General features: G+C 57.3%; 23 protein-coding genes and 1 pseudogene. 12 read left to right on the forward strand and 12 right to left on the reverse strand.

Going from position 1 to position 21347, the window contains the following annotated elements; genetic code table 11:
- Nucleotides 1–64: 64 nt before the first annotated feature.
- From EYW40_RS18240 to EYW40_RS18250, 3 genes are all read right to left on the reverse strand, one after another.
- The gene (locus EYW40_RS18240) at nt 65–385 is read right to left on the reverse strand and encodes a hypothetical protein (RefSeq protein ID WP_135823056.1); all 321 of its coding nucleotides are present in this window, start codon (nt 383–385) and stop codon (nt 65–67) included.
- 100 nt (nt 386–485) lie between these two features.
- The gene (locus tag EYW40_RS18245) at nt 486–689 is read right to left on the reverse strand and encodes a hypothetical protein (RefSeq protein WP_135823057.1); all 204 of its coding nucleotides are present in this window, start codon (nt 687–689) and stop codon (nt 486–488) included.
- 593 nt (nt 690–1282) lie between these two features.
- Nucleotides 1283–2287 carry a Cdc6/Cdc18 family protein gene (locus EYW40_RS18250; protein WP_161973246.1) on the reverse strand — a complete coding sequence of 335 codons (1005 nt, stop codon included), beginning with the start codon at nt 2285–2287 and terminating at the stop codon, nt 1283–1285.
- A 645-nt stretch (nt 2288–2932) separates the two neighbouring features.
- Between EYW40_RS18250 and EYW40_RS18255 the strand changes: the two genes are divergently transcribed.
- From EYW40_RS18255 to EYW40_RS19725, 5 genes are all read left to right on the forward strand, one after another.
- Nucleotides 2933–4120: a Cdc6/Cdc18 family protein gene (locus tag EYW40_RS18255; protein ID WP_135823059.1), complete on the forward strand. Its 1188-nt coding sequence runs from the start codon at nt 2933–2935 to the stop codon at nt 4118–4120.
- 687 nt (nt 4121–4807) lie between these two features.
- Nucleotides 4808–5065, forward strand: coding sequence for a UPF0175 family protein (locus EYW40_RS18260; protein ID WP_202614603.1), 258 nt, complete (start codon nt 4808–4810; stop codon nt 5063–5065).
- Complete coding sequence (locus EYW40_RS18265; RefSeq protein WP_135823060.1) at nt 5062–5583, forward strand: PIN domain-containing protein; 522 nt, start codon at nt 5062–5064, stop codon at nt 5581–5583. Before EYW40_RS18260 ends, EYW40_RS18265 begins: the two co-directional genes overlap by 4 nt.
- 356 nt (nt 5584–5939) lie before the next feature.
- A complete protein-coding gene (locus EYW40_RS18270) occupies nt 5940–6386 on the forward strand; it encodes a hypothetical protein (protein ID WP_161973247.1) in 447 nt (148 codons plus the stop codon).
- A 97-nt stretch (nt 6387–6483) separates the two neighbouring features.
- A complete protein-coding gene (locus EYW40_RS19725) occupies nt 6484–6648 on the forward strand; it encodes a hypothetical protein (protein ID WP_161973248.1) in 165 nt (54 codons plus the stop codon).
- A 214-nt stretch (nt 6649–6862) separates the two neighbouring features.
- On the opposite strand, the pseudogene EYW40_RS20235 reads toward EYW40_RS19725, so the two are convergent.
- Nucleotides 6863–7138, reverse strand: a pseudogene (locus EYW40_RS20235) (M48 metallopeptidase family protein); the annotation flags it as partial.
- Between the two features lie 288 nt (nt 7139–7426).
- On the opposite strand from EYW40_RS20235, the gene EYW40_RS18280 reads away from it, so the two are divergent.
- Nucleotides 7427–10909 (forward strand): Eco57I restriction-modification methylase domain-containing protein, encoded by a 3483-nt coding sequence (locus EYW40_RS18280; protein ID WP_135823062.1) that lies wholly within the window; start codon nt 7427–7429, stop codon nt 10907–10909.
- Nucleotides 10910–11627: 718 nt separating this feature from the next.
- On the opposite strand, the gene EYW40_RS18285 is transcribed toward EYW40_RS18280, so the two are convergent.
- Nucleotides 11628–12410 (reverse strand): hypothetical protein, encoded by a 783-nt coding sequence (locus EYW40_RS18285; RefSeq protein WP_135823063.1) that lies wholly within the window; start codon nt 12408–12410, stop codon nt 11628–11630.
- A 793-nt stretch (nt 12411–13203) separates the two neighbouring features.
- Between EYW40_RS18285 and EYW40_RS18290 the strand changes: the two genes are divergently transcribed.
- Entirely contained in the window at nt 13204–13536 is a 333-nt protein-coding gene (locus EYW40_RS18290; protein WP_135823064.1) for a hypothetical protein, read from the forward strand.
- Nucleotides 13537–13610: 74 nt separating this feature from the next.
- Here the strand turns inward: EYW40_RS18290 and EYW40_RS18295 are convergent, their stop codons facing one another.
- The 3 genes from EYW40_RS18295 to EYW40_RS18300 form a co-directional block, all read right to left on the reverse strand.
- Nucleotides 13611–13877 carry a type II toxin-antitoxin system HicB family antitoxin gene (locus EYW40_RS18295; RefSeq protein ID WP_135823065.1) on the reverse strand — a complete coding sequence of 89 codons (267 nt, stop codon included), beginning with the start codon at nt 13875–13877 and terminating at the stop codon, nt 13611–13613.
- A 253-nt stretch (nt 13878–14130) separates the two neighbouring features.
- A complete protein-coding gene (locus EYW40_RS19730) occupies nt 14131–14286 on the reverse strand; it encodes a hypothetical protein (protein ID WP_161973249.1) in 156 nt (51 codons plus the stop codon).
- Nucleotides 14287–14845: 559 nt separating this feature from the next.
- On the reverse strand, nt 14846–15568 hold the full coding sequence (locus tag EYW40_RS18300) for a hypothetical protein (RefSeq protein ID WP_135823066.1): 723 nt from the start codon (nt 15566–15568) through the stop codon (nt 14846–14848).
- Between the two features lie 877 nt (nt 15569–16445).
- Here EYW40_RS18300 and EYW40_RS18305 point away from each other — a divergent pair.
- From EYW40_RS18305 to EYW40_RS18310, 3 genes are read left to right on the forward strand one after another with little or no spacing between them, the layout of a single operon-like run.
- Nucleotides 16446–16844: a hypothetical protein gene (locus EYW40_RS18305; RefSeq protein WP_135823067.1), complete on the forward strand. Its 399-nt coding sequence runs from the start codon at nt 16446–16448 to the stop codon at nt 16842–16844.
- A 2-nt stretch (nt 16845–16846) separates the two neighbouring features.
- A complete protein-coding gene (locus EYW40_RS20110) occupies nt 16847–16984 on the forward strand; it encodes a hypothetical protein (RefSeq protein ID WP_202614604.1) in 138 nt (45 codons plus the stop codon).
- Nucleotides 16981–17310, forward strand: a complete 330-nt coding sequence (locus EYW40_RS18310) for a DUF8112 family protein (RefSeq protein ID WP_135823068.1) — start codon at nt 16981–16983, stop codon at nt 17308–17310. Before EYW40_RS20110 ends, EYW40_RS18310 begins: the two co-directional genes overlap by 4 nt.
- 39 nt (nt 17311–17349) lie before the next feature.
- Here the strand turns inward: EYW40_RS18310 and EYW40_RS20410 are convergent, their stop codons facing one another.
- The 3 genes from EYW40_RS20410 to EYW40_RS18325 are packed head-to-tail and all read right to left on the reverse strand — an operon-like array spanning nt 17350 to nt 18544.
- Nucleotides 17350–17775 (reverse strand): type IV pilin domain-containing protein, encoded by a 426-nt coding sequence (locus EYW40_RS20410; RefSeq protein ID WP_310732464.1) that lies wholly within the window; start codon nt 17773–17775, stop codon nt 17350–17352.
- On the reverse strand, nt 17775–18161 hold the full coding sequence (locus EYW40_RS18320) for a type IV pilin domain-containing protein (protein WP_135823069.1): 387 nt from the start codon (nt 18159–18161) through the stop codon (nt 17775–17777). The genes EYW40_RS20410 and EYW40_RS18320 overlap by 1 nt, the downstream gene beginning before the upstream one ends.
- Nucleotides 18161–18544, reverse strand: coding sequence for a type IV pilin domain-containing protein (locus EYW40_RS18325; RefSeq protein ID WP_135823070.1), 384 nt, complete (start codon nt 18542–18544; stop codon nt 18161–18163). Before EYW40_RS18325 ends, EYW40_RS18320 begins: the two co-directional genes overlap by 1 nt.
- Nucleotides 18545–18835: 291 nt before the next feature.
- Here EYW40_RS18325 and EYW40_RS18330 point away from each other — a divergent pair, with 291 nt between their 5' ends.
- On the forward strand, nt 18836–19633 hold the full coding sequence (locus tag EYW40_RS18330; RefSeq protein WP_135823071.1) for a hypothetical protein: 798 nt from the start codon (nt 18836–18838) through the stop codon (nt 19631–19633).
- A 579-nt stretch (nt 19634–20212) separates the two neighbouring features.
- Entirely contained in the window at nt 20213–20830 is a 618-nt protein-coding gene (locus EYW40_RS18335) for a hypothetical protein (protein WP_135823072.1), read from the forward strand.
- A gap of 8 nt (nt 20831–20838) precedes the next feature.
- On the opposite strand, the gene EYW40_RS19735 is transcribed toward EYW40_RS18335, so the two are convergent.
- Nucleotides 20839–21150 (reverse strand): hypothetical protein, encoded by a 312-nt coding sequence (locus tag EYW40_RS19735; RefSeq protein WP_161973250.1) that lies wholly within the window; start codon nt 21148–21150, stop codon nt 20839–20841.
- Between the last annotated feature and the right edge of the window lie 197 nt (nt 21151–21347).

A 21347-nucleotide genomic window follows, 5' to 3' on the forward strand; every position in this document is an offset into this window, starting at 1 on the left:
GAGGTCAGCAAGGCGCTGATCCCGCTCGACGGAGCGGTCAACGCTATCGGCGCAGAGTAACAGACTACGATCGTACCCACACGGAATCCCGCGCCCGCTCGTTTATCTTAGCGGCCGTTTCGTCGGACGGTTCCGGAGCCACCCGCGCCGACCAGACGGCCGGCGCTCCCTGGCTGTCACGTCGCGCGACAAGCTGTTCGGCCTCCATCCGATCGAGAAGTCGTGTTGTCGTCTCGACTGTCTGATTGATCCCGAACTGTTGAAGGCCATCGGCGACGTCCTGGGCCGTCAGTTCAGCATCATCGGCGTAGTCAAAGACCTTGAGGATCGCCTGAAAGCTAGCAGACGCTGCGTCCTGTCCGTGGTGCTCGCGGTCGTCGGCCATAGTTCACGCCACCTCTGGGATATTTTCTTTAGCTATTCGTTGAACTCAATGCTATTAACAGTTGCTGAACCACCGCCAGCATATGCGAACAACGGCCGTTTCACAGATCCTCTAGAGTCTGGTTCTCGTCGAGTACCGCGTCTGGGGGTGGCGAATAACTGGGAGAAAGCCCCAGCCGCTCCCGGAGTTCGTCAGTCGAACACGCCGATGCATCGTCGCAGCCTATCTCCGCGATCCGTTCCGCAAGACTATCCCCGTTCCCCAGCTCGATGCGATCCAGATCGTCGTGTTCGTCGTCAGCCATACGGACAGCCTACGGTACGGTGGCCTTTCACGGTACTGGTGCCGATCGGTTCGGCCGAAACTTCGATCGATATCTCGCGAACTTCGATCGGTTTCCCCTAAACTTCGATCGGTTCGGCGCGAACTTCGATCGGTTTTCTCGGAGTTTTGAGAGTAAAGACACGTCTCACCGTCGGTTGAAACCCCGGCATGCTGGGAGCGAAACTGAATCGCTCCACCGATGACCTCTATTCGGAAGGCCGGCCCGACGCCGGCCCCCTTTACCATAGTGGGCACCCTTGCGGGTTACCCGAGCGCAAGCTGCAACGCCGTCGCGATGATGCCGGCGATATTGACCACGATCGCCAGCAGGATCACCGCCGTCGACGGCGTACTGCAGCCCGCATGAAGGAGGTCAACCAGCATGCGGGTTGAGGGCATGAACTGCCCTCGATAATCTCTATGCGGAGTTCCGCTGAAAAATGTATCGGCACCCGATACGCGTCGCTCACCGGCGGAGACTGCTGCGGGTGAAAAACGCCCTCACCCGCACGCTGGTTGACCCAGGTGGATATGGGGCGAGATATTACTTAAAATCAACGGTTCATAAGGTTTTCAGGCAATTTCCGGCACACCACCCGGCACCTCGGTCGCGCGGTAAACGGTCCCGCTCGTCGCCCCCTCGGCGACGACACTCTCGTACTCTTTCAGCTTCGCGACCGCGCGGGTGAACTGCCCGCGGGACAGCTCCTCGCCGAACGCCTCGGCGTATCGCTGCCGGACTTCACGTGACCCGATCGGGCCGTCGGCCTCAATGATTTCGAACACGCGGCCGTGCCGTTCCGGCAGGCGTTCGATCGCGTGCTTTCGCAGCGTCTCGTAGACCTCCTCTTTGGCCTCGGCGACATCTTCGGCTGTGATCGGTGGGGACTGCACCTCGTCGGCGGTCGTCTCCAGATACGTGACCGCCACGCGTGCGTTGCTCGCCGCCACGGCGATCGTCCGGAGGGCGCGTTCGTTGATCGCACCCTCCGCAAGCCCCGCCTCCTGGCGCGCTTCGATGATCCGATAGAGTTCGCGGTCAGAATACGGTTCGAAGTGGATCTCTCGTGAGCCTTCGAACCGAGACTCGTAGATGCCATCCAGCCCGCCGAGGAACGTATCGCGGTCGTTGACGATCAGGATCAGCGACACCCAGTTGATCCCATACAGGTTGTGGAGAACGTTGTACTCGCTCGGTTCGAGTGTGTCGACCTCGTCGATGACCACGACGAACGGCTCGTTCACACGGTTTTTGATGCGCCGAACCAGCCCCGACGCGCTTTCGGCGTCGAGCGCCGAGCTGTTGATGGGGAGTTCCTCGGCGACGCCGCGGAGGATCGACCGCCGGTCAGTCGCGTTGATGCAGGATACATAGGCGGTTTTGAAATCCGCCAAGCTGTTCTCGTCGAGATTCGCGAGCATATATCGCGTCGTCGCCGTTTTCCCCGTGCCTGTCCCACCAAAGAGAACCGTGTCCGTGGCCCGCTCGCCGTCCGTGATCGGGTCGAGAACGCTGGCGAGGGCCTTTTTCTCGGTCCGTCGCCCGACGATCTGGGGGACGTAGGCCTCGTCGAACACCCGGGAGTTCTCGATCATACTGGTAACTATCTGGTACCTGCGAAATAAACCCACGCCGACCGGAGTAAAAGTATAATTCGGTGACAACACCGACCCACCCGCGTCAGACACACCGATTTGCGAGTGTCCACACTCACTGTTGAGCCAATCCCAAAGTGGGGGGACACACCGATTTGCGCGTGTTCAGCCAAACACACACCGTCTTGCACGTGTTCCACCCCACCCACACACACCGTTTTGCGAGTGTCCACGGGCCAGCGGGTACCCATCCGTTTGGAGAGTGGCAAAGACTCGACGTACGACGGCCGAGGGGCGGTGCCTCCACGAGGACAGGAAACCAGCAGCAAGCTCGGGGAAGCGGCCGGACAACGTCCGTCCTTGCTTCCCACTTATCGCTCGTACGGTCCCTGTTCAGAACAGCGCAGTATAAAACTTTCCACTAGTGGGAAGTTTCTGACATGGACGGGGACCGTGATCCTCCGCCGCTACCGACCGCGTAGCTCGGGTTCACGCACCCGCCCTCCGCCACTTCGGGATGAACACTTGCAAACCGGTGTGTCTGTGTTTTATAACGACCGGGACACACGAAACACTCGCAACACTCGCAACGGGGGTTATTTATGCCCGGGCTCTGTGACATCTCTCATGGCGCGGTTCGCTCAGGGAAGCGATATCTTCGACAACGAGGACGCCCTTCGGGATAACTACACGCCCGACGAACTGATCGAGCGCGACGACGAAATCGAAACGTACGAGGCCGCCCTCCAGCCGACCGTCAACGGGGCGCGACCGCGGAACATCTTCGTCTATGGCGAGACGGGCGTCGGGAAAACCCTCGCGACGCGGTACATCCTCGACGACCTCGAAGCAGACCAGGAACACTTCGAGGGCGTGTCGATCCGCGTGGAGTGGTTGAACTGCAAGGACCTGACGAGTTATCAGATCGTCACCCAGCTCGTGAACAAGTTCCGCGAGCCACCGAACGAGATCAGCCCGTCGGGGTACGGCCGCGGAACCGTCAACCGGATGCTCTGGAGCGAACTCAACGACCTCGACGAGACGCACGTCCTGTTCGTCCTCGACGAAGTGGACTCCATCGGCAGCGACGACGATTTGCTCTATCAACTCCCGCGGTGCAACGACAATCAGGTCACTGAGACGAAGGTGGGCCTGATCGGTATCTCGAACGACTTTACCTTCCGCGAATCCCTGAGCGCACGCGTGCAGTCGAGTCTCTGCGAGCACGAGATTCACTTCAAGCCGTACGACGCGAACCAGCTTCGCCGGATCCTCGAACAGCGCGCCGGCGAGGCCTTCCTCCCGGACGTGCTGGCCGACGACGTGATTCCGAAGGTCGCGGCGCTGGCCGCCCAGGATACGGGGAGCGCCCGGCACGCACTCGACATCCTGTACAAGGCCGGATCGCTTGCTCGCGAACGACAACAAAGCGACGTCACAATCGAGAACGTGAACGAGGCAAAGGATCTGGTCGAACGGGGCGTCATCGAGGACGAACTTCGGGCACTGCCAACCCAGAGTCACCTCGTCTTACTCGCGATCCTGCGGCTCCATCGGGAAGGCAAGGACCCCGTCCGTCGCAAGACGATCTACAACGTCTACGAAAACGCCGCGGAGATGATCGACACGGACGTCAAAGCCTCCCGGACGATCCAGAACCGGCTCAGTCAACTTTCGCTGAAAGGCTTCCTCGCTGTGGATGAACGGAACGAGGGCGTCAAGGGCGGGAAGTACTACCAGTACAGCCTCGACGTCCGCGAGGAGATCGTCGAGGATGCGTTGCGACAGGATCGGCGGATCGAGGATCTAATCTAAATCCAATTTCTGTTTGAGAAGTTCTGTACGGTACCAAAACGGCATATTTAGAGCGGAAACGTGGGGTGTGGGCGTTCCGACCGCGATCCCCTCGGAAATCGCACCGGGCTTTTTCTGCACCCGCGACGCAGTCACACGTGCGTGTTTCTCCTCGGTTGGGGGAGCGTGCATCAGCGAAGTGATCGCCGGGCTGCTGGTGACAGCCCGGCGACTGGGGGCCTACCCCAGGCTATTGCTGGCGAAAACGCCACTATCGGTTCTTTGCGGTTTACCCAACGTCCTGCCCATCCGGTGGCAGTGGCGGGCAGGACTGACCCATTGTTGATTAGTTTTGTACAGCCCACAAACTATTAGTTGGTTCCCGGCTGTGTATCGATCGTAGGACTCACGCCATCACCTGTGAGCCTACAGCTGAACGGGCAGTTCGAACAGACTGCGACCAACAGCCAGCCAACCAGCCAATACACCCATCCCGTTTTCAGCCCTTGCCGACACCACCGAAAGCGACTACTGACTTCTGGTGACAGGCCAGCGGCCGTTCGAGTAACGCTGTCGACTCGTTAGGTACGGATCGAATACCTGTTTATATCCTAGAGGATAATAGCCGGAAAGTTAATGTGAGCCTAACCATGAGCTAACATGTAGAACTACCCGAGAAGTCCGTCCGTAACAAAGGGAAAACACAGCATGACTCAAACTGGGATGCCCAACAGCGGCGATCGTGACGGTCGGCCAAACGGCGGCAGTGGTGATCTATCGGAGATCATCCGCGCCTATGCAGCCGAGGAGCTGTCGCTGGGGCAGGCCGCGAACCGGGCCAACGTGTCGCGGTTCCGAATGCGGGAGATCCTCCACGAGAACGGTGTCGAACTCCGTCTCGGACCGGGTTCGATGGAGGAGCTCAAGCGGGAACTTGAAGTCGCTCGCAACGCCGGCGAGGAATGAGCCCGGGCGGGTCTGCGAGCGGGCAGCGCTACATTCTTGACGCGACGGTCCTTTCGAACTTCGCCGCTACCAACTCACTACAGATACCTGATGCACTCTTCCCTTCAGTCGCCACGACGCGGACTGTCCACCAGGAACTCAAAGATGGTGTCGAGCAATATCCCTATCTCAGGGATGCACTCGTCTGGGCAGAGACTGAATGGGAAGTAATCGAACCGAATGAACTAGCGCGTGCGAAACGGGCTGAATTATCCGGCCACATAGATCTCGGCGAAGCGAGTGTGTTGGCAATCGGGGCGATCAACACTGATCCGGTCGTCACCGATGACGGCGAAGCCCGTGACCTGGCGAACGCGATCGATGTTGAGTACACCGGCTCTATTGGGATCCTCCTGCATGCGGCCGAGCGAGAAATTATTAGCCTCGCTGAAGCAGAGAGATTACATCACAAATGGGTCCACGAACACGGGTTCCGATCTCCTGTTGAGAGTCTGCTTGAACTGGCCGACACCCACTGATAGAATCCGTCTCTTTTCATGACCGTGGCAAAACACGCCGCTATCGATTTGTTCCGGGCTTAACCAACACGTCTGGCGGAGACTGCCCGACCGTTGGTTAAGACTGCGGCTTGCACCCCCGCGTTTCCAGTGCAATATTCGCCCGACCTATCAGATTCTCGACTGTGATTAGATAGATGGCCTAGACGAACACTCACGAGTGTGCAACAGCGCTGAGACCGTTGAATTCGAACCCATGCTATCCCCGAACCTATCGGCTCATAGTAACTACTAAGTGGGTGGCCGCCAACTAGAGAAATGACTCACACGGGCTTGCTCGGCAAAAGCCCGGGCCGGTGGTGGGACACCGAGCCCGTGTGGTCTACGACAAGACCATGAGCAAATCTACGCCCGCCGCTCAAAAGTCTAGCGGCACGACCCGCACCGACACGTACGACCAGTCCCGCTTTACCGCCGTCGACGAGATTCCGCGTTGCCTCGACGCGAACGACCTCGACGCGTGTGCCCCGCCGCGGGCTCGCGAGGGCGACACCGAGCGGTTCTACGCCGTCGGCCGGCTGAACGGCGTCATCTCCTACGGCCCGGACGAACTGCAGAACGCCGACGGCTGCCGGGTGCTCTACATGTCGCCGGGCCAGCGCGTCGTCGAGTACCAGTTCGCCGCGACGGCCGACGAGTTTGCGGACATCCCGGTGTCGATCGACGTCCCCACCGACGCCGAGGCGATCGCCACACCGGCCGACCGCGTGGCTGACCGCTACGCGCCGGTCCTGGCGATCCACGCCGAGCGGGAGGGCCGGTAGATGTGTCGCTACTGCGACCGCCCTAACGACGCCCACGAGGGACGGTTCTGCTCGACGCGATGCGAACTGAAGTTCGAGCATCTGATGGCCGAGGCCCGTGAAGCAGAGCGTGACGCCCGACGATCTCGCCGGCATCAAGAGTCGTGAGAGCGAGGGTATCACGCTGGACCAATCGGCGCTCGCGACGACGTCCATCCGCCAGCAGCACTGGCTCTCGCTAGTGCTGGTCGACGTACTGGAGTGGCGCGAGCCGGCTGAGTGAGTAGGTGGGGCTAGTGCCGGATCGATTCCAGTTTGAAATCCGGACGCCGATATGACATGGATAGATCGAGAACGCGATTCGTGAGTTCTTCTAGGTCGTCTTTCACGTTTTCTGGGATCGGTTCGTTTTCCTCCATCGTTTCCCACGTCGACATTCGGGAGAGGATATCCAGCGAGAACGATCAGACTGCCAGAGTATTCCCATTTATTCTGAGCTATTCGCGGCGTTCTTCGTAGTCCGGGATTAGAGCACCAACCGTACTCCAGAACGAGTCAGAGTGCTCCTCATGTGCTGAGTGCGCCAACTCGTGAACTTTGACGTAGTCCTGAATGCGGACGGGCACCTGTATTAGCAGCCAATTGAGGCGGCCAGTGTCATCGTCGTATTCTCCTCCTAGCCATCGATTTCTCCAACCTCGCTGTGTCTCTTCCAGTCCCAATCTCGATCTAAAACGGGATGCTCGTTCTGGAAATTCCTCTTCAGCACGTTTGACGAACCAGTCAACAACGGTCTAGTGCTTTCGGCGAACACTGACCTTGTCAGGGTCTGCATCGAAACGGTGGACACGGAGCGTAAACGTCTGATCGTCAAACGATAGTTCAGGCTGGGGAACATCCACATCAACGACTTCGAGCGGGTACTGCTTCCCCCTGTCTGTTGGGAAACGATCTTTCTGCTATAGTCTGTCAGCAGGATTTAAGATGGTCACCTAAGAAAGGCTGAACAACCGAGTGCTCGCGTCGTTCCGATCACCAGACAGCGGGCCAAGAGGAATCAGATGTCCACTGATGAATCCCTATCCGAGATTGAACAACACGTTCGTAACATTGCTGAAGGCTATGTCGATGAACTAAACGGCCGACTCTCTACGCACGACCTGGAAGCCGTCCTGCACGGAGAAAAAGACGACCTGACGAGTCGGGACCTCGGATCGAAACCTGAGACGCACGTTCAAAACAACTTCATCCACCCGTTACTCGACGCGATGGGCTTAATGTACACCGAAGAGCCCTACGGTAGTGGCGGTGGTGGTGACAACACACGAGACATCGTCTGGCCAGATTTCGAACTCGACAACATCACTGAATACACCATTGGAGAGAACAAAGCCCCAAACAATCTCGAGGAGTCGCATCAGCAAGTGCTAGATTACCTCGACCGGCGGTCTATTGGGGCAGACTACGCTATCGCCACGGACGGACTTCGTTGGCGAGTGTACCGTGTTGAGCAGGGCGGAGACACGACTGAGTTCCCGATTGTCCGGTGCATCGATCTGCGCGACCTGCTATGCGAGATAGCGCACGAAAAATCCTATATTGCGGCAACAACGCTGAACAATGTAGAAATTCCTGAAGAAATCAGAAGGTTCACCAAATTGTTCGAGCACGAAGCGTTCGAGCAGTTCGTCACGCAAACTGCACCACAGGAACTTCGAGACAGTCGGCAGCAGGATGTCGAGGAGTTCTATCAGCTTTATATTGAGTACCTGTTCGGAGAATCGAGTGAATACGACGAGGCGACATGTCTCATGGACGATATTCGTGCGCCTGACGAGGCGACCGACCACGAACAGCGTCGGTTCGCGGTCACGCTGATGAACCGGTTGCTGTTCATCAAGTTCCTGGAGAAGAAGGACGTAGTACCGCCAGGAACGCTGATTGACCGCGTAACAGCGTACGAAGAGAACGGCGACCAGTTCGCAGGGAACTTCTATGAGACACAAATCAAACCGCTGTTCTACGACCTGTTCAACCAGCGTCGCGGCGAACGCGAATCCAAACACCAGACTGGCTGGTTCGACGACATCCCGTACCTAAATGGCGGTCTATTCAGGCCGAATGTAACCAACGAAGGTGACTACCGACTGGAAGACCGCACGCTGCCAGACATCATCCGCGAAGTCGTGGAAGGTGAGCGGCTGTCCGACCCAGATGGGACGCTCGATCCCGCGATTCTCGGTAGTGTATTCGAGATGACTATCAACCATATCGGTGGAGAGTTCGGATCGCAAAAGGACATCGGGGCGTACTACACGCCGGGTGACGTAACTGACCACATCACCAAGAAGGCAGTTGATCCGAAGGTCAAAGAAGTGGTCGTCGACGCGTTCGCCGAAGATTACGACGACTCCGTCAGGGAGCAGATGGAGTCGTACTCGCTCGGTGACATCCTACGGAAGGTTGAGGAAGGGGAAGGGTGGTTCGGTGACCCCGAGGCAACACAAGATGCCTACGACAAGCTCGGCGAACTGCGTGTTGTTGACCCCGCGTGCGGTTCTGGCCACTTCCTCACGACTGCCATGGAAGAAATCCATCGTGTCCGGCGTGGGCTGCTCCGTGGACTGAATCGTGGTGATGCGCCGAGTGAAGCAGACGACTACGAGTCGAAGAAAGAACTTGCGCTAAACAGCATCTACGGCGTCGACGTAGACCCCATTGGCGTGGAGATCGCGCGGTTGCGGGTATGGCTAAAAATCATTGAGGACGAGTGGCGTGAAGAGTTCGGTCGCCTGCCGAACATCGAATTAAACGTTGTTGCTGGAAACAGCCTCGTTGGTCTACCGGTCGAGCAGGAAGGACAGATTCAGGCGGACGTCTGGGATGACAGCTTGGATGAGCTGGTTGAGCTTCGGCGGCAGTACAAAGACGAAGACGAAGAAACGGAGAAGTCGGAAGTCATCGATGCACTCAATGACATTCGTGGTGACCTCGACGATGAATACCTGAAGCGCCTGACGCACACATATGAGTCCGAAATCGAGACAATAGAGGAGTGGGAGAGCGTCATCAGTAGCATCCAAGGCAGTACGCTGCATCCCACAATCAAATCGATTCAGATTCAACGGGAGGATGGCGAACCGCTGACCGACGATCAGATAGAGCGCCTCGACTCAATGGATTGTCGGACACACACTTATTCGGCACGTATGGACGTACAGAGTCGGCATGAGGATTTAAAGGAAGTCGACGGAAGGAGTACCCGATCACATGCTAGCGTTCGTGATGAGATTGTCGAAGAACTAACTGAGTTGTTTGAAGATGGGTTTGTGTTCTCTGAGGTGGTGAGGCAACCGGTCAAGTACGACCTTGACGAGATTCTGGGTGATCCGTTCCACTGGATTGCCGAATTTCCTGAAGTCGCTGCTAAAGGCGAGAATGGTAGTCATGATATTGAGTTTGACATCGTCGTTGGTAACCCTCCATATGGCGATATTATGGGCGATGCGTCTCAATTATTGACGGACGGGTTCGAAACTGGAGGAATGCAGGACATTGCTGCTCACTTTGTTGAGCGGCAAATCCAACTTCTCTCGAATACTGGATATTTTGGAAATGTCACTACGCTAAAACTCATATACCGATCGAATCTAAAAAAGTTGCGTGATCACCTACGTGGCCACTTCGAGCAATTGGATGTCGCATGTTTCGCTCATCGTCCCCAGCAGGTCTTTCCGAATGCAATTGTCCGTGTAGCAATTATGACCGGTCAACGGATGGATATGGATGGCGACGGAACGATTAGGACCTCTCAGTTCCTACAATTCAATAAAGAAAACCGTCAAGAGGTATTTAATAATATCTCGTTCAAGAGTGTTGAGGGGTACGAATTACGGGACTGTATTGGTGGTTCTGCGGATACTGATTACGAGGTAATTCCAAAGATTGGTACAGATATCAATATTTCATTCCTTAATAGTCTCAAGGATAAATCTGATAGAATTATTGCTGATGTCGAATCTGAGGGAGAAACGCCAAACGTTGTCTATCGTCGTCGTGGAGGTGGCTACTGGCTGAACGCTGTTCCGGAGAATATTCATGGCGAAGATGCGACCACTATCGACGAATTGTATTTTGACGACAGGCTCACACAGAATATGGTTTTTCTAATTGTGAACTCTTCAACCTTCTATGTCTATTGGGTTGTTTATGGGTTCTTCTACGTTCTTAACACCGGGCATATTACGAGGTTCCCCATTCCCGAAGAAGAGACGCTTGAAGAGAACTCAGATGAAATTAATCAACTGGCGGATGAACTGTGGAATGGGATGCAGAAAGTGTATAGTGGTGGTTCACGAGACCAATTCAATATGCCTGCATTGAAACCGATCATTGACCGTATCGATGATCTATTTGGTGAATTGTATGACTTCGATGAGGATGTGGTGGAGTACCTGAAGGATTATAATTCAGAATACGGTCGTAAGGGTAGCGATTCAGAGGAACTCAGCTCGTACATAGAGGCAGAAAGTGTGGACAGTTAACAAAGACAGGTCCCAACCAGTTTCAGGGCGTATGACCCGAGGGGAGTGGGTCCAAGTATTGTTAGTAAGACTCCATGCCCGCGTCTACGACACTCGTTGTTCGGTTGTCTATGTTTTTGGATATGACTTAGACTCCGCCGTCACCTATCATCGGAAGGCAATCCGGGTTTGATTCGATACCAGAACCTAGGACAGGCTCAGTTGTAAGGATTCGAACCTCGGAAGTCATAGTCCCAAAGCGGAGTTACGAAGAGATCTACAACGAAGGGAAGGTAAAGATACTAAGAAACGAACCAGAACCGGAAGGAATGGACGATGCAATGGAGTTGCGCCTCCAACGTCTTGATGAAGCGACAGACGGAGCATTGGACGGTTAAAAAGTGCAGGACGGTGACCTAATTGAGGACGGCGAGATGGACCATGAAAAACTGTATGAAGCAACAGAGATTTCACGCCTCTAAGCAGCTAACTCTAACCCGCGAAGATCATACCATTATGATCACCGTGTCCTCAGTGGCATGATCAACTCTACTCACAGTTTTCTCTCGCTCATACCGAGAAGAAAACGAGAAGTGATCACACCTCACAGTAACGAACCGTTTGTACGGCATCAGGCGGGAGGCAATTTACCGTTCCGCTTTCCCGCCCTCATCTGTGAGGGGATCGTCAGGGGTTGCGTGATCAGGCCTTCGTCTACACGGCGATCATAACGGTGTGATCACTCGGCGGTCTCACCACTGTCCTCACCGTCGTCATGGGCGGCGTCCATTACGTCGTTGGTGTACTCGATCCAGCGGTCGCGGTCGCCGACGAGCCGATTCGTTTTCTCGTCGGTGTCGAACTCGATTATCCCGTCGCTGTACTCGGCGATCCACCGCATCACCTGTTTCACCGTTTCGTTGTGTGGCTCGACGATGTCGAGTCGGTCTTTGAGCCGCCGCGTCGGCAACTCCCGTTCGATGATGTCCTTCACCTTCGTCGACGGCAGGACGAGCCGCCCTTCGTTGCTGTAGGCGTAGTCGTCGAAGTAGGGGAACACCCGCGCGGCGAGTTCCTTCCGCTTGGGCACGCCATGGTCGCTGGCGTCGAGTTCCGTCACCGTGTTGTACATCTGGTGGATCGGGAGGAGGTCTCCGGGATCGGGGCCTTTGCCAGCCTCGGCGACGACCTCGCCGGGATCGATCTCCCCGATCTCAATATCGTACACCCGATCGTCTAGCTCTTTCACTTCCCGTTTCCGGTTGGTGACCATATTCCCCATGGGAAGGCCACCGATCCAGATATTCCCGATTTCTTTCTTGTCGCCCCGCATTTCGACCGCGGGGCGTTCCTCCAGGTCGGCGACGCGCTCGCGAAGGGCGTCGCGTTCGTCCTCCGCTTGCTCGCGCCGCTTTCGTTCTTCGGCCAGCTCGGTGGCGAGCCCTTCGACTTGCTCTTGCAGATCCTCGACGACCGCGGCGAGTGACTGGCCGTCGGCGGCCGGGCCGGCGTCGACACTCATGCCGACACCCCGGCGACTGATCGGATACTCTTACAACGATACGTCGTGGTAGTTGTGACTGGTGGCATTGGAATCACCTGTGACATTGGAAATCGGATCGATGCCACGGGACCGCGCCCGCGGCGGTTATCGCGGGTCACCGTCATGGTGACTGAAGCGTGTGTCTCGCCCGGCCGCACCCGCTCCAACGGGTAGCCGGGCCGTGCCCGCTGCAACGGGCACTTTCTGCCCCGAAACGCTGGCGACGAGATGCCTCCGTGGGTTGGGACACTGCTGGGTTTGAACCATTCCGTAGTGCCAGCGAACCGGGGCGCGTGGTTTGACCGGGAGACCGTGATCGCTGTTGCACCGTCGCGGCGGTGTGCCATCACCGCCGCGGGGGAGTCGGTATGTGTGATCGCCCGGGCCGCTGGTCCCAGCCCGGGACGATCCTGATGTAGGCTCTGCTGCCTCACTCTGATCCTCGCTTGGCTGAACGCCACTATGGACGGGGGCGCAACCCCACGCGGGAAAACGCGACGGTGCCCAAACACCGCCCAAAGCGTTTTGTGCGCCCACCTTGCAGGACCACACGGCGGTTCTGCCAGCCACAGACGCCACTCTCCGGGGGCTCCTGATACGCCCGCCCCCGGACATCCTGCCTTCGGTGACAGTCGGTGTGAGCGACATCTGTGACAGTAGACCAGTCATAACGCAAGTACAATAAACCTACCGCTGGTAGGCTACCAATAAGCACCAATCGATAATACCCAACCAGTAGCATGAAATCACTGGATGACCAAAACAATCTAACGTGATCTCTGAGATGGGTAGAACACCGATGAAGCTCCGCCCTGTGGACTTTTCACTACTTGATGAGCTTACTGAGGGGCGGAATGTTGCGGGGAATCTCCATCAACTATTGGACGTATCCCGTCAGTACGTCAACGAACGCATGGGCCTTCTCCACGACTACGGCCTGATTGAGCGTGTAGGCCCGAATGAGAGCGTTGGCCTGTATGAGATTACAGAGTCGGGCCATGCTGCACTGGAGCTACGCGAGTACTATGGTGAAATTGAAGACTTTGATGCAGCGATCGAGGACTATCTCGCGGGTAACTTTGATCCGGGCGAATTAGAGGAGTAAATCGCTACGATGCCCCGAACCCGTGTTTGGTGAGCGCTTTAACTTCCCGTGAGGAAAACGTCGTTCGGCCCAAACTACTCCAGCCACGGCGGCGTGCCGGACCCGCCGACCTCTACATCGATCCCGAGCCCTTTCAGGTACTCTTCGGGATCTTCGATCGTCTCACCCTCCCCGAAGTGACTATCCAGGGCATCGGCGAGCTGTCGGAGCGCCTCGGCTTCGGAGTCACCAAACGAGGCAACACCCGTCTTGACGTGCCGGGCCGTTACCCGGCCGTCGTCCTCGTGAACGAACTCGACCCCATCGGGCCCCTCCCCGTTCGGCTCCGAAACCGTTGCCATATCTACCGGTATGCCGTGAGGGGTGCTGAAACCTTTGACCGGAGGAAACTACTCAGTACGCGGATCGCCAACGATCTCATACAGCCCTGGCGCGATTTTTTCAACGTGGCGGTGTTCGACAAACCGATTGAGCCGTTCGCTCGCATACGGCCTCGAAATGTCGAGTTCGTCGGCGACGACGGCGAATTTCTACGAGACACGGCACCTCCTGATGCGCTACCGCGACCTAGGATGGGTGAGACGGGCGAGTGTCCTACTCCTCAACGATGTCCGCCTCAGCCGGTGGGGCGATCTCCAGGTTCTCGGCTCCGCGTTCGATTGCCTCGGTCGTCGACCCGGTCGCGTCGGCAAGCTCCGCGCTCAACTCTGTAAGTGAAAGCGCGTCCTCGGTTGGAGACTCACGGCCCATGCTTCCCTCTATCCCGCCGCGACAGAATAAATCCGCCAGTTAGTCTTCGGAGTCACCGCTCTTCGGGTCACCGTCGCCCGCGTGACCGAGCAACAGTCGGAGGAACGACGGCGCTTTATCTGCCGTTTCGCCGCCGAGTTCACGGCCGGATTTGGGTGACTTGACCATCTTGACCGAGAAACCTGAACCCGCTAATCGTCGTTTCCGGACCGCTGTCGGCCCTTTGCAACACGCTCGCCACCGCTCAACAGGCTCTCCTCTGCCTGCTGATTAGCGTCACTGTCTGCAGCCTCATCTTCGGGCATACTAGGGGATTGCTGATTCAGACGGATAGCCGTTTGCCGACACATAGACAACAGAATGGACGATTAGTGTTAGCTACAGGGCTTCGTCGGCCAACGTAGCGCGTCTACTCGCCAGACTCGCCGCTCTCACGAAAGTCGCGGATGACACGGCGCACGGCTCCCCAACCGCCACGATACCCTCGGGCCGGTTCGGTGTTAGTCTGGCTCATTTCACTCGTATGTTGCCCGCCTTGACTGATAAAACCTGTGTCTGCTCAAAACCGTCTCGATGAGTATCCGATCAGGAATCCAGTGGCGAGAAGTATGAGTACAAGGGGAACTCCATGTACAAGAGACCCTTTGAAATCCACCAACACATTTCTCACGGGCCCGTACTCATCGGAAGGTGTAGCAGTTAACAAGAAGCCAAATGAAGTATAAACAAGGCCGATTCCGAGGCTCAACTGTGTCAGATCCAATGAAAGACCATTAATGGCTCCGAGGACCTCCATATCATCGATCCACTCTGCGTATTTCCTGTTCATGGCGGGAACAAGCTCTTCCTTTGAGCTGTGATCGGTCCACTCATTCAATACAGCCTTCCCTGGCCCGAAGTATGGGTCCGAGACGTTATACGTGTGCAATCCCAGCAGAATTGATAACAGTAGGTACGCTCCGCCCCACAGCACGTACGTACTACTGAGCGATACCCCCTGATCACCGCTGAGGGACGTAACTCCGAGGAGTCCGCCAATAATTATAGCAGTAATACGAACTGTTCTGGCCGCAACATCGTCTACGTCATGTAGATTTTGAATCTGATGGTCAAGAACGATCCGTGACTCCTCTCTGATCAATTCCTCTTTTTTGCTTGTGTCGTTGTCATTGTCTCTCTCTGTTACTCGAACATCAACATCAACCTCTGTAGATTGTGACTCCAGATCATAGCCGAGGGCTTCTAGGATAGAGACTAATAAGTCATCCTTGCTTCTCGACATATGTACGGCACGCGTACTGTAGCTATATCAAAACCCCTCCCATTGAATTAACGCCACCGGGTGTACTGAGCACGATCGCCATACGCCATCAACGATTCCTCACTAATCGTTTTCACGATGTGGAAGGTCACCAAGAGATTAGTCCAACGACTGCCTTGTATACCCTGGCACAACGGCGATCATATTCTACCGTAGATACGGACGTCAACAGAACGTAGGCCACTACCCCACGTTCCTCACCGAATTAGTCCCCCAGGTTCTACCCGATGGGCCTAATTCGCGTCCTCATTCTTATTGAATACTGGTGAACGTATTAATGTTCGTCACTGCGGATTTCATATGATCTGCGACACAGCCGATCTCGGCAGACATGATGCTCAGTAACCCTCGGAGAAACGTCGTCGACAATCCCCCTGCCAGCCCATTTTCGGAGCTGCCGCTCTTCGAGATGCGGTAGTTGCCTCCCGTGCTCTCACGAGATACTGCTGATCGTGTCGACGCTCAAAAGGCACCCCCCACTGACGAGCTCGTCCGGTAGCAGTTCCGGACTGCTCATTGTTAACCAACATCTGTCCGAAAGTGTCCGCGAGTGTTGGTTAAGACTGTGTGTCGACTCCCCCACGTTTCCAGTGCAATCATCGGCCTACCTATCAGATAACCGAATATGAAATATGAGACTGTTCAAACCCGAGCTCTCGAACGCGAAACCGATACGAAACCGATGAATCCAGAACAGCGATAAACGCCGACATGTCGGAATAATAGTAACTACTAAGTGGGTGGCGCATACACTAGACAGTATCCAGCGCGGGTGTCACGTCCGGCAAAAAGCCCGGGCCGGTGCGCCAACACCGACCCGCGTTGGTCCGTCAAGACCATGAGCAAATCTCGCGGCAGCGCTGATAAATCCAGCGCCACGACCGAACCGACTGACGACTACCCGCGGGTCCTCGACTCGGAGACGTTCGACCACGTTCCCCAGTCCTGGCTCGACGCCGGCCGCGACGCCGACCCCGCGCCGGACGAACGGCTGTACGTCGCCGACGCCTGCCACTACAGTCACTTCCTCCGCTGTCGCGGCCGCACGGCGACGACGGCGAATTTCTACGAAACGCGGCACCTTCTGGTGCGCTACCGCGACCCCGAGACCGGTGACACGGTCGAACGGTCGTATCTGGCGGCGCTCGTCGACGGCGAGATCGTCCCGAAGGTGTTCCAGCGCGGCTCGCCCGAGCTGTTCGCCGCCAGCGTCGCGGTCCCCGCGGAGGCCGAGTAGCGATGTGCCGATACTGCGACGCGCCTGATGCCGACCACGATGGGCGCTTCTGCAGCGACCCGTGCGAGGTCGCGTTCGAGCACATCCGCGCCGACGCTCGCGAGGCCCGCCGGGACGCCCAGCAGGAGGGTCGGCGATGACGGCCGAGTTCCGCGTCGACGTCGAGACGGCGCTCCGGGGCGCGCAGGTCGACACTGGCGAGATGGTCCACTGTTTGGGCTGCACGGCACAGCTGTTCGAGGGCCGCCCCGTCACCGTGATCGCGCGGACCAGGACCGGCGGCTGGGACGTGGAGGCGGTGTTCTGCGCCCAATGTGCGCCCGACGAGCTGGCCGGCGTCGAGCGTCGCGACAGTGAGGGGATCGCACTTGCCGAAGCCGAGCTCGCGACGGTGACCCGACGGCAGCAGGTGTGGCTGTCGCTGGTGCTAGTGGACGTGCTGGGGTGGATCGAGCCGCGGCGCTAATCGGCAATCCAAAAGAAAACTGCTGGTGATCCGTGAGCGTTACGAGCTCACAGTGTAGGTCCGGATGACGTTCTGCTGGTCCCCCTTTTCAGCGATGACGCTGAATTCGACCGGTGCGTTGTAATTGCTACCGATTTCAGTCGTCGCTGAGTCACCAACGTTCTCTAATGCGTATGTTTCGGAACTTGTACGCGTGCCGTCAGACTGCATGTAGTCCGACGTAGTATTTGCCTTAATGTACACCCCGTCTGCATTCCCAGCGTCGGTCAGTTGGAACGTCACTTCACTCCCCGATTCTTCAATGCTGACTCCGGCGTTTGCGTTCTCTTGCTGTCCGCTACCAAGGTCGAGAACGAAGGCACCAATGACGGCAGCGAGGATCACGGTTATAGCTACCATTAATATGACACCTATAACCGGCGAGACTGCCCGATCGTCGTGATTGGAATTGAATTTTAAGTTCATTATTCGTGCGTGTAGGTCCGGATCACGTTTTCGCTATCGCCGTTCACTGCGATGACCGTAACCGTGTCGTCGGTTCCTAAACCATTCACTGTAACTGTCGATCCAACTGAGCTCATGGTGTCACCACCCGGGATACTCCCGCCGTCAGTTTCGACCCTGACATTATCGGCATTTCCAATGTCAGTTATCTGAACACGGACAGTGTCACTGCTTTGTTGCTCGATGGAAACGCCAGCATTTGCGTTTTCTGACTGGTTACTGCCGAGATCAAGGACAAAGGCCCCGATGACGGCAGCGAGGATCACGGTTATAGCTACCATTAATATGACACCTATAACCGGTGAGACTGCCCGATCGTCGTTAAACGAAGAGAATTGAAGCGCCATTATTCGAAGTCGTAGTTCCGAATGACGTTTTCGTTGTCTCCGTCAACTGCGATCACGGTAATCGTGTCACTCCCTTCGGTCAGGCCCCCAAACGTTTCCGAGTCACCGACCGAATTGAGTTCCTGATTGGAACCAGTTGACGGTTCGACACGAACCTTTTCTGCATTCCCCATGTCTGTGAGTTGCACCTTCGCTGTGGTGCTGTCCACCTTTTCGATCGAAACACCGGCATTGACGTTCGTGTCTTGCCCCTGCCCAAGGTCAAGGACGAAGGCCCCAATGACGGCCGCGAGAATCACGGTTATAGCTACCATTAATATGACACCTATAACCGGGCTCACGGCACGGTCGTCGTCCGCTTTAAACATTGTTTTGATATTCATGGTTGGTTTGTGCACCGCCAATACAGAACGACTAAGTGTTGGCATCCCAATTGATACCATGACGCGCGAGGGAGCGATCAAGCCGTCCCCGCGCCGTCGTCGTTCTGCGATTGGTCGATGTCAACCTAGCCGACACATCGGATATACTTATAGTTGATCAAAGCTCCATAGTTCATCGGGATTCCAAGGGCGCGTATCCAATCGTCAAGGGCCGATTGAACAGGTTTCTCAGTTGCTCTGTACATCAAATATGCGTTAGGTATATCCCCGCAACGGCCTTTCCAACAGTCAATGCCCTCACTGGTATCGCCCGAGGAGTTCTGCAGAACGTACCGCCCCGGGACCAAGGACGATACCGATGCTTGGGATCTCGTCAGGCAGTATCGAAAAGCTATGACGGCAAGCTTGGAACTTCGCGGCGGCGACGGCGAACGCGCCGGATCGCAAGCGGTGTCGTCACACCTCGATCTCCCACGGAGTCGAGTTCGAACGTGGGTTGACAACGACGGGAAACCCGACGCGAAGCGCGGGCTTGACCGGGCCCGTAAATTCGGCTGGATCGATGTGGAAATCACGTCAACGACGTTTGAAGGGTTGAATACTTTTGTCGCACAGACGTTCGCTGGTGGAGGGATCGAATCGAAAGACCACGATCCCGGCTTTGCACTCCCGAACGACGAGATCGAACGGCGATTGAAAGCGGCCGCTGAGAAGGCCGGATTTGACTATCGGATCGAACGCCGTCGGGGACGGGCTGACGAACTTCGGGCTTCACCAGGTGGGACGATTCTTGGCCGCGTGCTGATCGTCCTTGGCGCACCTGTTGGCCGAAAGACACAGGCCGACATTGCTCTGCCGAATTACCTCGACGACGCTCCGCAAGATATTCGGCTGGAGTTCGCGAAAACGTACGTGCTTAATCGTGCCGCGGAACACGACGGGAAGGATACACTGACGATCATTGAAGACCGACCGCAATCGTATCGCGACGAGCTGGCGGCGTTCTTGGAGCAGACTATCGGCGAACGTGTTACGTCTGGGAAGCAAAACGTGACCCTGTCAGCCGACGCGGCGCGGGCGATTGTCTGACCGACACGCCTGGTTTTTATCACCCAGTCGGGAGAATGGCGACGCTATGGAGGTGAATCAGCCTGACGAGACGCGATGTTGACATCCCCGATCCGCTTGACGAGTGGGTTGACGAAACCTTCGGGGATGTCACGAAGTCGCGCACCGAAGCGTACACGCTCGCACTCTGGTATGCCCGCTACCAGTGGCAACGCGATCCCAAGCGCCCAGACTCCAACGACTGAGCGCCTGTGCCGATCAGTCGCGGCCGGCGGGTAAGAAACCATCGCACCCTTCTTCCGGGAAGTTACACGAAGATGATCGGATAGTAGTACGGACATCCCCGGAACTATCTGATCCGACTGTTCTCCGAACCTCTCACGGAAGATATCGTACTATCTCCCGGTAGCTTTTTGGTCACGGGACTAGTCGTATCTGGTAATAACGTCGTCGGAGCCGCGCCTGCAACGGCATGATCCCCTCGGTGCCAGCGCCCCTCGCGGGGACGACCTGGCTGAAACTCACATTGGCCGGGGAACACTCGCCACGGGCGAGGGCGGATCTCACGCGACGGATGACTAGCTGTTACTCCCGTCAACTATGACCCAAACCCAGACACGTCCACGGCCCGCCGAGCGCAGCCTGTCGGACACCGACAGCCCCTACACGACCGATCGGGACTGGTGGTACGACGACCTCGACGCCGACGACAGCACACCCGACCGCGGCCACGACGAGCTGGCCGGCACCACCCGCGCCGAGTACGTCGCCCACACGATCCTGAAACGCGGCGCGGACCTGCTCGACCCGATCAGCCTGAACGAAGATGCCGCCCCCGCCGACCTCCACGACGAGGGCGAGCGTGTCCCCGTCAGCGAACCGTCGGAGTACGTCCCGAAGCGCCACGACGGCAGTACGTTCGCTGCACAGGACTACAACGCACACGACAAGCGCTGGCGCGTCAGCGAGAAGTACGGCTACCTCGTCCGCGGGCCGATCATCGCCGACCGCCCGACCGACGAGTTCCTCGACCACGTCCGCGGGGCGCTCGACGCCGCCGAAGCGTGGTGTGATCGGACGCTTCCCCAGCGCGAACGGACGGCGATCGTCGACCGGGCCGAGCGGATGAAGGTCGGCGGCGCGCACGACGTGACGGCCATGGCCGAGGTCGTGCGGTGTATCGATTCGCCCGGCCGGGCGCTCGACGACGACAACTGAGAGGAATCTCATTCATGTCCACACACGATACCCCCGAGCAGCAGCATCGGCTCCAGCCATTCGAGGACGTGGCCCTGCTGGCGGCCGCGGCAGTCACCGTGCTGACGTTCGTCTACGTCGGCCACGGGACTGGCGTCGAGGCCAACCCGATCGCCGAGTGGCTGATCGCGACGACCGGCTTCTACGGCTTCGCCGCCGTCCGCCTGACGGCCGTCGGTGTCGCCTTCGTGATCGCCCGCAAAATGCTCACTGACCACCCGCGCGTCGCGACCGGCTTCGCCGCGCTGTGGGCGGTCGCGATGCTCGCAAATGCCGGCCACGATCTGACTTGGGCCGTCGCTGGGGGCATCCCCGCTGGTCTCGTTCTTGGTGACACGATCGCATTCGTTGGGCTGACTGCCATGTTCGCTGCCTTGTGGTCATCCCGAGGAGTGTCGCCCCCACGGTCAGACAGCCGACAGGCTCGGGCGATCGTGTTTTCGATCATACTCGTTGTGTCGATCGTGCCCGCATCAGC

The sequence above is a fragment of the Halostella litorea genome (assembly GCF_004785955.1).
Taxonomy (GTDB): domain Archaea; phylum Halobacteriota; class Halobacteria; order Halobacteriales; family Natronoarchaeaceae; genus Halostella; species Halostella litorea.